General features: G+C 46.5%; 11 protein-coding genes and 1 pseudogene. All 12 read right to left on the bottom strand.

All coding sequences use genetic code 11. From position 1 onward, the window contains the following. Positions 1–2: 2 nt before the first annotated feature. On the bottom strand, positions 3–890 hold the full coding sequence (locus MBEAL2_RS11440) for a fumarylacetoacetate hydrolase family protein (RefSeq protein ID WP_047152442.1): 888 nt from the start codon (positions 888–890) through the stop codon (positions 3–5). Between the two features lie 2 nt (positions 891–892). Further along, positions 893–2,359, bottom strand: coding sequence for an alpha-ketoglutaric semialdehyde dehydrogenase GucD (gene gucD, locus MBEAL2_RS11435; protein ID WP_047152441.1), 1,467 nt, complete (start codon positions 2,357–2,359; stop codon positions 893–895). Positions 2,360–2,399: 40 nt separating this feature from the next. Then, entirely contained in the window at positions 2,400–3,575 is a 1,176-nt protein-coding gene (locus MBEAL2_RS11430; RefSeq protein ID WP_152667776.1) for a UxaA family hydrolase, read from the bottom strand. After that, entirely contained in the window at positions 3,559–3,867 is a 309-nt protein-coding gene (locus tag MBEAL2_RS11425; RefSeq protein ID WP_047152440.1) for a UxaA family hydrolase, read from the bottom strand. Before MBEAL2_RS11425 ends, MBEAL2_RS11430 begins: the two co-directional genes overlap by 17 nt. Positions 3,868–3,901: 34 nt before the next feature. Then, on the bottom strand, positions 3,902–4,666 hold the full coding sequence (locus MBEAL2_RS11420) for an SDR family NAD(P)-dependent oxidoreductase (protein ID WP_047152529.1): 765 nt from the start codon (positions 4,664–4,666) through the stop codon (positions 3,902–3,904). Positions 4,667–4,692: 26 nt separating this feature from the next. Further along, positions 4,693–5,602, bottom strand: a pseudogene (locus MBEAL2_RS11415) (fumarylacetoacetate hydrolase family protein). A 72-nt stretch (positions 5,603–5,674) separates the two neighbouring features. After that, entirely contained in the window at positions 5,675–6,448 is a 774-nt protein-coding gene (locus MBEAL2_RS11410; RefSeq protein ID WP_047152439.1) for an IclR family transcriptional regulator, read from the bottom strand. Positions 6,449–6,553: 105 nt separating this feature from the next. Further along, positions 6,554–7,210 (bottom strand): bifunctional 4-hydroxy-2-oxoglutarate aldolase/2-dehydro-3-deoxy-phosphogluconate aldolase, encoded by a 657-nt coding sequence (locus MBEAL2_RS11405; protein ID WP_047152438.1) that lies wholly within the window; start codon positions 7,208–7,210, stop codon positions 6,554–6,556. A gap of 25 nt (positions 7,211–7,235) precedes the next feature. Beyond that, positions 7,236–8,180, bottom strand: coding sequence for a sugar kinase (locus tag MBEAL2_RS11400; protein ID WP_047152437.1), 945 nt, complete (start codon positions 8,178–8,180; stop codon positions 7,236–7,238). Beyond that, entirely contained in the window at positions 8,171–9,118 is a 948-nt protein-coding gene (locus tag MBEAL2_RS11395) for a U32 family peptidase (RefSeq protein WP_047152436.1), read from the bottom strand. The genes MBEAL2_RS11400 and MBEAL2_RS11395 overlap by 10 nt, the downstream gene beginning before the upstream one ends. 35 nt (positions 9,119–9,153) lie before the next feature. Continuing rightward, positions 9,154–11,361, bottom strand: coding sequence for a dihydroxy-acid dehydratase domain-containing protein (locus MBEAL2_RS11390; RefSeq protein ID WP_047152435.1), 2,208 nt, complete (start codon positions 11,359–11,361; stop codon positions 9,154–9,156). 28 nt (positions 11,362–11,389) lie between these two features. Further along, on the bottom strand, positions 11,390–12,538 hold the full coding sequence (gene dgoD, locus MBEAL2_RS11385; RefSeq protein ID WP_047152434.1) for a galactonate dehydratase: 1,149 nt from the start codon (positions 12,536–12,538) through the stop codon (positions 11,390–11,392). Positions 12,539–12,547 lie beyond the last annotated feature (9 nt).

The raw sequence follows: 12,547 nt of genomic DNA, 5'->3' as shown, positions 1-12,547 counted from the left end.
TGTTATTTCCGCATCGTGTTTGTTAAGGTGCCGAGTTTTTCAATTTCGATCGTAACTTCATCTCCATCCTTGAGCCAAACTCTTTCTTGCTCAGGCAACCCTAAAATAACTCCCTCGGGTGTTCCGGTAAAAATTAAGTCCCCAGGATAAAGTGTCATATGTTCGGAAACATAACTAACAATTTCATCGCAGTAGAATATCATATCAGATGTATTGGAATCCTGTCTCACTTCTCCGTTCACAATCGTGCGAAGACGTAAATTGTTCGGATCTCCTACTTCATCTGCGGTTACGAGATACGGTCCAATCGGACTGAATCCATCGCAAGTTTTTCCTAACAGCCATTGCGAACTTTTAAATTGCAAATCCCGTGCGGATAAATCATTTGCGTTGCAGTATCCGTACACGTAGGAAAGCGCCTCTTCTTTTGTTACGTTTTTTGCTTCCTTGCCTATAACAATTGCCAATTCTACTTCGTAATCGACCTGTGAGGATTTTTCCGGCAGTTTTACATCAACTTTATGGCCTGTCAGCGTGTTATTAAACTTACTGAATAGAAGCGGCGCTTCAGGTGGTGCCATCTTCGATTCTTCCGCGTGCCTTTTGTAATTGAGGCCCACACAAATGATTTTTTGCGGTGCGGGTACACACGGGCCAAAGGTAAGTGAATCCTCTGAAGGGAAAACGTCCCTTTCACTTTCCAAAGCCTTAGAAACGAGCTGGCTCAGCGCCTGTTTACCGCTTTCTCCCTGCTGAATCACTTCCGTTACAGAAACAGGAATGCTTTGAGCATCTTCTAATGCAAGAAACGCTTCTACATCAAGGATTCCTTTCTCTGTTTTTACGCCTAATCCCCATTTTCCGTCTTTTTCAAAAGTCACCGTGATCATATCTATGCCTTTACAAATACAGTTTTAATAGAAGTAAAGAACTCGATAGCCGCCTGGCCCTGCTCGCGTGAATGGGAGCTTGACTGCTTCATTCCGCCAAACGGAGCCTGAAGTTCGACGCCGGCTGTTTCTGCGTTAACCCTAACCAGTCCGGCTTCCATTTCATTAATGAAGGAAAGCATGCTGCCGATGTCCTTCGTGTAGATCGATGCGCTTAAGCCGAATTCAACATCATTTGCCATCTGTAACGCTTCCTCAATTGCATCAAACGTAATTAACGCAAGCACAGGCCCGAAGATTTCTTCTTGTGCGATAATCATGTCATTTGTTACATCCTCAAATAGAGCAGGCTGGACATAGAAGCCATCTTCCGTACCGTTTTCTGCAGGTCTTTCACCACCATATAGGAGAGTGGCTCCTTCTTCTTTTCCTTTTTGGATGTAAGACAGGACTGTGTTTAACTGATTTTCGCTGGCGCAAGGACCCATCCATGTCTCTCCCTGCATTCCATTTCCAATTTTCAATTCTTTCACTTTTGCAAGCAGCTTTTCCTTAAATTCTTCATATATATCAGCCTGCACGAAAACACGGCTTGTTGCTGTGCATTTCTGTCCAGTAGAGCGCAGTCCGCCGCTAATTGTGCCATCAACCGCGAGATCAAGGTCTGCGTCATTTGCAATAATAATTGGGTTTTTGCCCCCCATCTCCAGCTGATATTTGGCACCGCGGGCAAGTGCTCCCTGTCCGACCCTCTTCCCTACTGCATTGGAACCTGTAAACGTAATACCATTAATATCCGGATGTTCAATGATTCCCTGTCCGATCACACTGCCAGGCCCTGTTACCAGATTGACTACACCTGCCGGCAGCCCTGCTTCAGCGAAGCACTCAATTACTTTAGCTGCCGTAACGGCTGTTTCCTGTGCCGGCTTTAATACAACTGTGTTTCCATAGATAAGCGCGGGTGCCATTTTCCAAATTGGAATGGCCACAGGGAAGTTCCATGGTGAAATAACACCAACAACACCTAATGGAACACGCGTTGTAAACATAAGCGCTTCATTATCTGTAGACGGAATAACATCCCCGATTTTGCGCATTCCTTCACCGGCAAAATAACGAAGGATGGCAACTCCGCGAGCTGTTTCTCCTTTCGATTCCGGAAATGTTTTTCCCATTTCTCTTGTCATGGCTTCCGCAATATCATCAAGACGGCTCTCTATAATGTTCGCTACTTTGTATAAATAGTCGCCTCTGGCTGCTCCCGAAAGCTTTCGCCACGCTTTCTGCGCTTCTTTAGCTGCAGCCACGGCAGCATCTAAATCTTCCTTAGAAGAGGACTGGACATACCCGACGATTTCATTCTTGTTTGCCGGGTTAATGCTTTTGTCTACTTTGTTTGCAGAGCAGGCAGCCCATTCACCATTGATATAGTTTAAATATGTTTTCACCTGTACTTGTGTAGTCATTTGCTATACACCTCTCCTTTATAAAACATATTTTAATGAGTTAGAACGTCGGTCCGATACGCCAAATACCAAAATCATGCTGCTTCAAAATCTCTGCTTTCGTGAGCTTGCCGGAGCTGACCCGGGCGATTTCATCGAAGATTCGCTGTCCTACAGACTGTATTGATTCATTACCATCAATAATCGTCCCGGCATTCATATCCATGTTATCCTGCATGTTCTCAAACATTGATGTGTTAGTAGAAATTTTAATAACAGGAGCAATGGGTGAACCGGTAGGAGTTCCCCGGCCGCTTGTAAACAGTACTACCTGTGCGCCGCCAGCAACCATTCCCGTCAACTGTTCAATATCGTGCCCCGGTGTATCCATCCACACAAGTCCTTTTTTCGCCGGGGCCTGTGCGTAATCAATTAACTCCTGCAGAGGCCTGCTGCCTGACTTGTTCGCCGCTCCAAGCGATTTCTCCTCCAACGAACTAAGCCCGCCCTTAATATTTCCCGGACTCGGGTTGCCTGTTCGAATATCGACACCCATCATAATGGCCCGGCTTTCCATTTGTTCAATGACCTCATATACGCGCCTGGCTACTTTTTCGTCCACCGCCCGCTTGGCCAGTAAATGCTCCGCTCCAATTAGTTCCGTCGTTTCCGCGAGGATTGCTGTCCCTCCCGCATCAACAAGCATATCGCTTACAACTCCCACGGCAGGGTTGGCGGAAAGGCCGGAGCATGCGTCCGAACCGCCGCATTCTGTTCCGACGATAAGTTCACTAAAGTCAAAAGGCTCACGCATAAGTGCAGAAGCATCCTGTACCATTTTTGCCGCAGCCCTGGCTCCCTGGGCAATCGCCATTAACGTACCACCATGATCTTGTATTGAAACAACTTCAACCGGTTTGCCGCTTTTTGCAATTTCTCCGGCTACGCTTCTCGCCTGGTGGGTTTCACAGCCAAGCCCGAGCACGACTACACCGTAAACATTCGGATTTAACCCCATACCTACATACGTACGGAACGTTTGGTCATAATCCACCCCAACCTGGGCACAGCCATGCTGGTGGATGAAGCTCACAGTCCCCTGCACCAGCTGTGTAATTTGGTGGGCTGCCTGGGTAGCGCACGTAATTGTTGGCAGGATGAGCACGTGATTTCGCACGCCGACTCTCCCATCATGCCGCCTGTATCCCCAGAATGCTGGTTTATTGTCCGGCACCAATTTTGTCACCCCTTCCCCGTTTTCCTTCTAGATTGTGTACATGGACATGCTCCCCCACCGCAATATCCTGGCAAGCCATGCCAATTACTTCACCGTATTTTAAAATGTCTTCTCCTTTACCAATCGGTACGACGGCAAATTTATGGCCAAAGTCAATTTCGTCGACGAGTTTAATGATATATGTTTTATCAAGGCACGTTACCTCGATAACCGTTCCTGCAGGAATTGTCATCAGGGCCACTGCGACCTTGTCGTACGGTTTCATCATTACGGTTTTATAAGCTGTCTCCATAAAAGCCTTTTTCCTCCCCGTAAATACCGATATATTATCGAACGGTAAGACCCCCATCAGCTACATAGTTGCTTCCTGTAATAAAAGAAGCTTCCTCACTCGCCAGGAAATGGACAAGGTTTGCCACTTCTTCCGGTGTCCCCATACGGCCAATTGGCTGGCGCTGCTGCATTTGGGTTCTCGCATTTACCGGATCGGGATTATCAGATAGAATTTTCTGAATCCACGGTGACTCAATTGTTCCTGGGGAGATAGAATTAACCCGAATTCCTTTCTCTGCAAAATCAGAAGCAACCGATTTTGTAAGCCCAACAATAGCTGCTTTAGAGGCGCAGTAGCCCGCCCGGTTCAAGACGCCGACCATACCGGCCACCGAAGCGATGTTCACAATACTTCCCCCGCTCTCCTGGGTAAGCATCTGCTTTACTGCATACTTACAACCAAAGAAGGCTCCCTTGGCATTTACATTCATCATGGCATCCCAGTCGGCTTCTGTTTGTTCGATAACCGTTCCGGCTTTTCCGATTCCCGCATTGTTAACCATAATATCTAGCTTTCCGAACTGTTGAACAGCCTGTTCTACTACCCTCTCCACCTGGAGTGCTTGTGTAACATTAAGCAGATAAAACTCGGCCTGATTTCCTTCAGCGTTGATTTCTTCAGCAACTCTTCTTCCGCCTGTTTCATCGATATCGCACACCGCTACAATGGCACCATTCCTGCCTAGTTTTTTGGCAATCGCTTCACCGATTCCCGATCCCGCTCCTGTTACAAGAGCGATTTTACCTGCGACACTCATCGATCCCGCCCCTTTTTTCGAAAGAATCAAACATTACTTCCGATGTTTTTGTTAGGCTGTTGTGCTTTGACAGGATTATTAAGGATACCAAGATCGGAAATTTCAATTTCAATCCTATCATTATCCTGCAGGGTAAATTCATTCGGTGGTACAATGCATGTACCTGTTAATAATACTGTACCATCAAAAATTTCATTGTCTCTCACAAGATAAGAGATGAGTTCATCAAATCTCCGTTTTAGCTGACCAGTGCTGGCTGTTCCTTCCACTACCTTTTCTTCATTTCGATAGATGCGGCATGTAATCTGGAACGTGTAAGGATCCTCTACTGTCTCTGCCAGGCGGATGACCGGACCAATCGAGCAGGAATGCTTCCAAACCTTTGCCTGCGGCAGGTACAGCGGGTTTTCTCCTTCAATATCGCGGGAACTCATATCGTTTCCAATTGTATAGCCAAGGATTTTCCCTTCTCTGTCAATGACCAGCCCAAGTTCGGGCTCTGGAATCTGCCAGTTAGAATCGCTGCGTATATATACAGGCTGATTTGGCCCGACAGTACGGGCAGCTGTTGACTTAAAAAAAAATCTCCGGGCGCTCTGCATCATATACCTTATCATAAAACGTTGCAGCATCTAGCTTGCCGCCTGTTGCTTCGTAATTTCTTGCATCGCGGCTTTTCTCATATGTTACACCGGCAGCCCATACTTCGGGTGCTTCGATTGGAACAAGTAACGTTAAATTAGAGAGTGGAACTTTTAACGGATCTGCTCCTTCAATCTCCTTATTTATAAGAGCAAGGGCCGTCATCCCTTCTCCATCCGCTGCGTTTACCAACTGCATAAAATCGCTGTATGGAAGAGAATAAACGAGATCATCGTCTGTAACAGCTGCAAGAGTAGAACCTAAATTTTCATTTGTATATCGAATAATCCGCATAATAAAACCTCCGATTGTTTTATATTATAAAACCGAGTTTCATTTTTTGTTTGTAGTATTTTGATCGCTGCCCTACCCGGTAACAGTATGTACGCCATATCCGAGCCGAGCCGAAATTTCATCTGCAGCCTGTTTTAAAATCGCAATGGTTTCATCCATACGTTTCTTATCAAGACGTGTAACCGGTTGTGACATACTCATAGCAGCCACTACCCCTCCGGAATGATTATAAATCGGAACAGCTACGCAGGCCACGCCCGGTTCGTTCTCTTCGTTATCCATTGCATAGCCGCATTCCCGTACTCTCTCCAATTCAGACATAAAATCAGTTTCATTAATAATCGTTTTTGAAGTATGTTGTTTATAAACATAGCCATCGAGGATATCTTTTAGCTCTTTCTTACCTTTAAAGGCGACAAGAACCTTTCCTACTGCACTGCAATGAACAGGAACCCTTCGCCCGATTCGAGAGTATAAAACAGTAGCAGCCGGACCCTCCACCTTGTCAATGTATACCCCTTCTTTTCCATCAAGAATAACAATGTGAACCGTATTTCCTGTCTTCATTGAAAGCTCAAGCAGGTAGGTTTTTGCAATAGAGCGGATGTCCAGACTGCTGATAACAAAATTCCCTCTCTCAAACAACTTCATTCCAAGTCTATATTTTCCGTTTTCCGGATTTTGGTCGATATAATTATGAATCTGTAGTGTTTTTAAAAGCGAATGAACGGTGCTCTTATGTAGATTCATCCGCGAACTGATGTCCGTAATTTTCAATTCTGTTTCGTACTCATCAAACAGGTCCAGAATGCGCAGTGCCCGATCTACCGATTGAATAATTGGCATGTAAACCACCCTTTAATAAAATTATCTAATATAAAATGATTCTGTTTTATATTAGCATACAAGGCCAACGGAATTTACATTAGCCCTGATAAGTTTAGCAAAACCTTAGAAGAGAGTGGCACGTGCCCGTTTAATTGCCTCTACATATCTAGCAGCTGTTTCTCTAATTTGTATGAAGTCTTCTGGTTCTACTGCCTTTGCATTTACAAGATTTCCACCGATTCCAACAGCGGCTACTTCAGCTTCGAAAAAGGAAGCGATATTATCTAAATTTATGCCTCCTGTTGGGATAATAGGAATATGGGGGAATGGCGCTTTCACATCTTTGATGTACTTCACGCCAAGACCGGCTGCCGGAAACACTTTAACCATATCCGCGCCCCATTCAATCGCGGTAATCATTTCGGTCGGTGTAAAAACCCCCGGCACGGCAACCTTTCCGTATCTCAGTGCTGTTCGAATGACTCCCTCATGAAGGCTGGGACTTAAAATAAACTCCGCACCGCTGTTAATGGCCAGCCGGGCTGATTCACTGTCAATAACCGTTCCTGCTCCAACAACCGCCCGCCCTTGAAGCTTCTCTGAAAGAAGCCGAATCGCTTCAAAAGCTCCAGGAGTGTCGACCGTTACTTCCAGTGCTGTTACCCCTCCTTCCACTAAATTTTCTGCGATTTTTTCAATAGATTCTTGTGGGACACGCCGAATGACAGCAATAACGCCGCTTTCCGTCATCTTTTGCAGTAGCTTTACTTTAGGAAGCATTCAGGTATCCACCTCCTCTTCTAATTTAACGTAGTACTTCTTTATCTCCTTGCTCCGGACAGACCTGCGACCAGAATGGGTATCCTTCCACATCGCCGACTACTGTTAATGCATAAGCCCCGATTTTATTTCCAAGTGTTACGGCTTCTCTTATCGTCCAGCCTCTAATTAGACCGGACAGGAATCCTGCCGCAAACCCATCCCCTGCTCCGATTGAGTCTACAATCTGTTCCACTTTAGATCCGGCAACATACTCTTCTTCCGTCGCAGTCGCATAATACGCACCCTGAGCGCCAAGTTTAACGACAACAAGAGACACTCCATCCTCTATGAAATAGTTAGCTATGTCTTCCGGCGTGTTTTTTTCCGTTAGCATTTCGCCTTCTTCAAACCCCGGCAGAACAATATCACACTGCCTTGCGATCGACATAAGCGTTTGCCTGGCCTCTTCTTTTGACCAGATCTTCAATCGAATATTCGGATCAAAAACGACTTTTACCCCGTTCTTCTTGGCCAGGGCAATTGCGTGCAGCACTGTCTCTTTGCATGTCTCGCTTAGTGCCGGGGTAATGCCCGTGACATGCAGATACTTTGCCCTTGCGATATCCTCTTCCTTTATATCGTTTGGCGTCATGCGGCTCGCTGCCGATCCGCTCCGATAATAAAAAACTTTTGACTCCTGTGCGGCTCGCCGCTCTTTAAAAAACACAGCGGTCGGGTGGGTTTCATCAAATACAACACCCGATGTATCCACGCCTTCCCCACGAATAAAATTGCGAACGTAGACGCCGAATTCATCTTCTCCCAGACGGCTAATCCAGCTGACCTGGTGGCCCAGCCTTGCCAGGCCAATCGCAACATTCGATTCCGCACCGCCAATCGTTTTCTCAAATTGTCCTGCATACCGCAGCGGACCCGTAGAGAGGGGATTAAAAAGCACCATCGTTTCGCCGAATGTTACTACGTCCATACTTCGGCACCTTTCACCGGGACAGCCAGGCCTTCTGCTCCTTTCTCGGATGTTTTCAGATGAGGGGCGTACCGTTTGATCATATCAAGTCCAAGTTTAGCGCGGCGTACTCTTTCCCGTGACAGAGCAATGGATGTGGGTTCTAAATGTGTACCGGACGGATAAATATTTGGCGCATTCCGCAAGCCGAACTTAATGTAAACAGGGGCTGCGACCCGGATAATTTCAGGAATTTCATAATGGCGAATAAAGCCTCCCACATCATCGGGCACTTCTACATAAATATCGATAGGAATATCGACTGCCTGCCGGATGGCGGCAAGGCGGGCAAGCGTCAAATCAGTTGGCACATTATACGTACCGGCACCCATCTGTTCCACGATTTTGATAGACACCGGATTAGACTGCGCCATCTGCACAGAAATCTTCACAACCAAATCGTGCGGAAGCTCTCCCTGTTTCTTAAACTCATTTACCAACCAGAGCAACCCTTCGTCAGCTACAAGAATGCTGCGGATTCCTCTGTTGCATGCCCGCTTAATATCTTCAATCGAATAAACAAGTTGATCCATTCCCTGTACCCGCAGACCGGCAATCTTTCCCGCGCTCGCCCAGGGCATTGCTGTAACATCCCATGTACCGCGCGGTCCGACGAACAAGCTTACCTCAAGATTTTCACGCTCTCCAATAGAAACCATTTCATCCAGTTCTTCATCAGTAAGGAGCATGATTCCGCTGCCCTGGGATACACGGTGAATGTTCACTTGATACTGTTCACATGCTTCAATTACTGCTTCAAATGAAGCCGGGCCTTCTACGCTTGGAATTTCAACACGATACTGGGCACCGTCTGGAAATGTTTTTGTTGATGTGGGCAAATCATTACAATCGGTTGCAGGAAAGCCAAGCCCCTTAATTACCTCACGTGTTTTGTCCAAAATCCTCGCCGCCTTTCTCAATTTTATTGTTATATTTATATATTTTTTGTTAGATTTTTTGTTTCAGGCAGAAGGACATCGCTACGGTAATCAAGTGTGGCATCTTCGGCAACTGCCAGTGGAACCACACCATTTGCCGCATCCGTATGCCCAATCATGCGATTGCTTGCAGCAACTTGCCGCTGGCGCTGGCGAATCATTACTAACCTTTCTTCACCAAGACTCTGCCTTGCTTCTCTTGTCGACTTAAATTCGAAAGAAAGAGAACCATTCTGGAATGCACTTTCGTCAAGAAACTGGATTTGCCGTTCCCGAAAATTTAGGTAAAGAAGGTCACCCGTCTTAAGGTAAAGGATTCCGCCACCTTCTTTTGCTTCCGGTGTCATATGGCCAATCGCTGCACCATACGTTACTCCAGAATAGCGGCCATCACTAATGAGCGTAGCTACGCGTTTTAGGTTACGGCTTGCATTAATATGCTGCATCGGTGTAAACATTTCCGGCATTCCAAATGCTATCGGTCCCTGCCCTGAAACAACAACAGCAATTTTCAGGATCCCCTTCTCAACCATTGTGTCAAAAAGTTCTTCATATCTACTGTCCTTATATTCATCGAACAGTTCAGGTCCATTCTGCTTTAACATAGCCACAAGATTTTCATGCTTGAAACTGTGCTGCTGCTTCAGTTCATCAAGAAGGCTAGAATTAAGCAAGCCACGGTTTGCATCATCTTCATTTTCATAATAAAGAACAAAAGCGGCCTTTTTATCGAACTCATCAAGCTGTCGTGTCGTCATTCCGCTAATTTTGACAACAGCACTTTCAAAGAAGTTGCCTGTCAGTACATCAACACCGCTAAAGGGGCGGCGTGGGGCGGAAAGGATAACGGGATTTTCTTCTACAAGATCTGCGGACAATCCATCTTCTTTTGAAAGACGCTCCCGCCATGTGGTTCCCGTTACTGTAGGTGCATCAATATCCATAGGGACGCCATTTTGAATTAATTCATGGAACAGCGTTTCCATTCCCCGGCTCTTTCCATCACAGCACTGCATAGCGAGCGCGAATATGTCACGGCCCTGTGTCAAACTGTAATCAAATAAATCCGGAATCGGAACTTCGTGATGAATTTCATCAAGATCCCAAAGACTGAATTTATAGCCCCCGTACAGCATCCCTGCCACAATATGCATCATAAGATTTGTTGAACCGCCAGAAGCACTGTGAATTCGAATGGCATTTTTAATGTTAGCCGCCATTATGTTTGAAGTGCCAAAGATTGGATTGTTTATCATAGCAGCCAGGCTGTCCAATGACTGGTTAATCTGTTCCTGTGATGGCGGATCTGTTAAAAGCTCAAGGGTCGGGTGAATAAGCCCCATACCAGCTACTAAATGGCGGGAGCTGTTTCCTGTCCCGTTGAATGCGCATACCCCGCCCTGTCCGTCACATGTATTAATAGCCAGTTCTTTTTCATAATGATCATGGGCCGCTTTCGTAATAATGCCCCGTTCTCTTGCTCTTTCTAATACCCCCTGGAAAGCGGTGTTGGAAGAGCACTGTAAGATATAAGCCAGCGCATCACGCAAATCATAAGCGATATCCTCCGCATTTTGCGCTTCTGCACGCTTAGCTACTTCTTCAAGTTCTGCAAATAAATCCACAGGAATGGTTCCGCCCTGTAAAACATGTGCGGGTGCAAATGTTGCGAAGAAAGGGGCCTCCCCGCGCTCTCTTCGGACCCGGTCCACGTGGGTTAGTGCGCTGACAACGCCAAGCGGCTGCTTGTCGCATCCCTGAATCACAAAAGCACCATGATAACTATGGGCCTCCAGCTGATTCACCACCATTTGGGCTACTGCATTACGGCTTTGGAGAGAATAGCTCATCCCCTGGTTACTCTGTGCTGTTCCATCACACATGACAGGGGTTGAAAATTGGAAAGGAACACCTCCGTTTTGCCAGATCCGAATCGCTGCCCGTGCTGATGTTTGGAAATCCATAATATGAGCCGGATGGTCCGGCGAACCTCCGATAATGGCAACGCGCGGTGCGTTATCATGCAGCCGGTTATAAATTTCCTCAAGCGTCCAATCAGGCTGTGGCCCTTTATAAGTAGAACCGAGAACTTGTTTCGCTCGATCAAGCAAACCGGCTACACAAATCGGTTCATTTGCTTTTCCCTGGACATTATCACGGTAAGGGTTTATCGCACTGTCAATGTAAGGGTAGTTTACTGCCATTGAAACATTCCTCCTTTCCTTTTCCTTGTTACCATTCAGCTACACTTCCATCTTCATAGCGCCAAATCGGGTTGCGCCAGTTATGGCCTCTCTGTGCCGCCTCTTTCACTATTTCTTCATTCACCTCAATCCCAAGCCCAGGGCCCTGTGGGATTTCAACAAACCCATCTATATATTTAAATACAGTTGGGTCAACCAGGTAATCGAGCAAATCACTTCCCTGATTGTAGTGAATACCGAGACTTTGTTCCTGGATAATCACATTTGGCGTACATGCATCCAATTGCAGTGAAGAAGCCAGCGCAATGGGTCCAAGCGGACAGTGCGGTGCGACTGCCACGTCAAACGCCTCTGCCATCGCCGCAATTTTTTTACACTCTAAAATCCCACCGGCATGGGAGAGATCCGGCTGAATGATGTCAACATAACCGTCAATGAGCAGCTGCTTAAAGCCCCAGCGTGTATATTGCCTTTCTCCTGTGGCAATTGGAGAACTTGTATAACGGGCAATTTCCCTTAACGCTTCATTGTTTTCAGGCAGTACAGGTTCTTCAATGAACATCGGGCGATACGGCTCCAGTTCTTTGACGAGTGTCTTTGCCATCGTCTTATGAACCCTTCCATGAAAGTCCATGCCAATACCAATGTCCTTTCCTACAGCCTCTCTAACAGCGGCGATGCGGTTTATTACTTCCTCCACGCGGGATGTTGTATCAATGTAATTCATCTCTTCCGTCGCATTCATTTTAATTGCAGTAAATCCGGCTTCCGCTTTTTCCCTCGCTGCCGCCGCTACATCATTTGGCCTGTCACCGCCAATCCAGGAGTAAACACGGATTTTATTGCGGGCTGCCCCACCAAGCATCTGGTACACAGGCGCCTGGTAGAACTTACCCTTAATATCCCAAAGCGCTTGCTCAATCCCAGAAATGGCACTCATGAGAATAGGGCCGCCGCGGTAAAATCCACCACGGTATAATACCTGCCAGTGATCCTCAATCATAAGCGGATCCTTGCCTATCAAATAGTCGCTCATTTCCCGAACGCATGCTTCAACCGTATCCGCTTTCCCTTCAACAATAGGCTCCCCCCACCCACTGATTCCCTCATCCGTTTCTACCTTTAAAAACAGCCAGCGCGGAGGCACCTTGTAAAGTATGAGATTCGTAATTTTCATATGTATCTC

Source organism: Aneurinibacillus tyrosinisolvens, assembly GCF_001015055.1.
Taxonomy (GTDB): Bacteria; Bacillota; Bacilli; order Aneurinibacillales; family Aneurinibacillaceae; genus Aneurinibacillus_A; species Aneurinibacillus_A tyrosinisolvens.
Note: the sequence above shows the minus strand (reverse complement) of the source record. Positions and strands in the feature narration are given on the sequence as shown.

Excerpts from the sequence above, each read along its gene's own strand:
- MBEAL2_RS11440 (WP_047152442.1), bottom strand. The coding sequence starts at position 890 with ATGATCACGGTGACTTTTGAAAAAGACGGAAAATGGGGATTAGGCGTA.
- gucD (WP_047152441.1), bottom strand. The coding sequence starts at position 2,359 with ATGACTACACAAGTACAGGTGAAAACATATTTAAACTATATCAATGGT.
- MBEAL2_RS11425 (WP_047152440.1), bottom strand. The coding sequence starts at position 3,867 with ATGGAGACAGCTTATAAAACCGTAATGATGAAACCGTACGACAAGGTC.
- MBEAL2_RS11420 (WP_047152529.1), bottom strand. The coding sequence starts at position 4,666 with ATGAGTGTCGCAGGTAAAATCGCTCTTGTAACAGGAGCGGGATCGGGA.
- MBEAL2_RS11410 (WP_047152439.1), bottom strand. The coding sequence starts at position 6,448 with ATGCCAATTATTCAATCGGTAGATCGGGCACTGCGCATTCTGGACCTG.
- MBEAL2_RS11405 (WP_047152438.1), bottom strand. The coding sequence starts at position 7,210 with ATGCTTCCTAAAGTAAAGCTACTGCAAAAGATGACGGAAAGCGGCGTT.
- MBEAL2_RS11400 (WP_047152437.1), bottom strand. The coding sequence starts at position 8,180 with ATGGACGTAGTAACATTCGGCGAAACGATGGTGCTTTTTAATCCCCTC.
- MBEAL2_RS11390 (WP_047152435.1), bottom strand. The coding sequence starts at position 11,361 with ATGGCAGTAAACTACCCTTACATTGACAGTGCGATAAACCCTTACCGT.
- dgoD (WP_047152434.1), bottom strand. The coding sequence starts at position 12,538 with ATGAAAATTACGAATCTCATACTTTACAAGGTGCCTCCGCGCTGGCTG.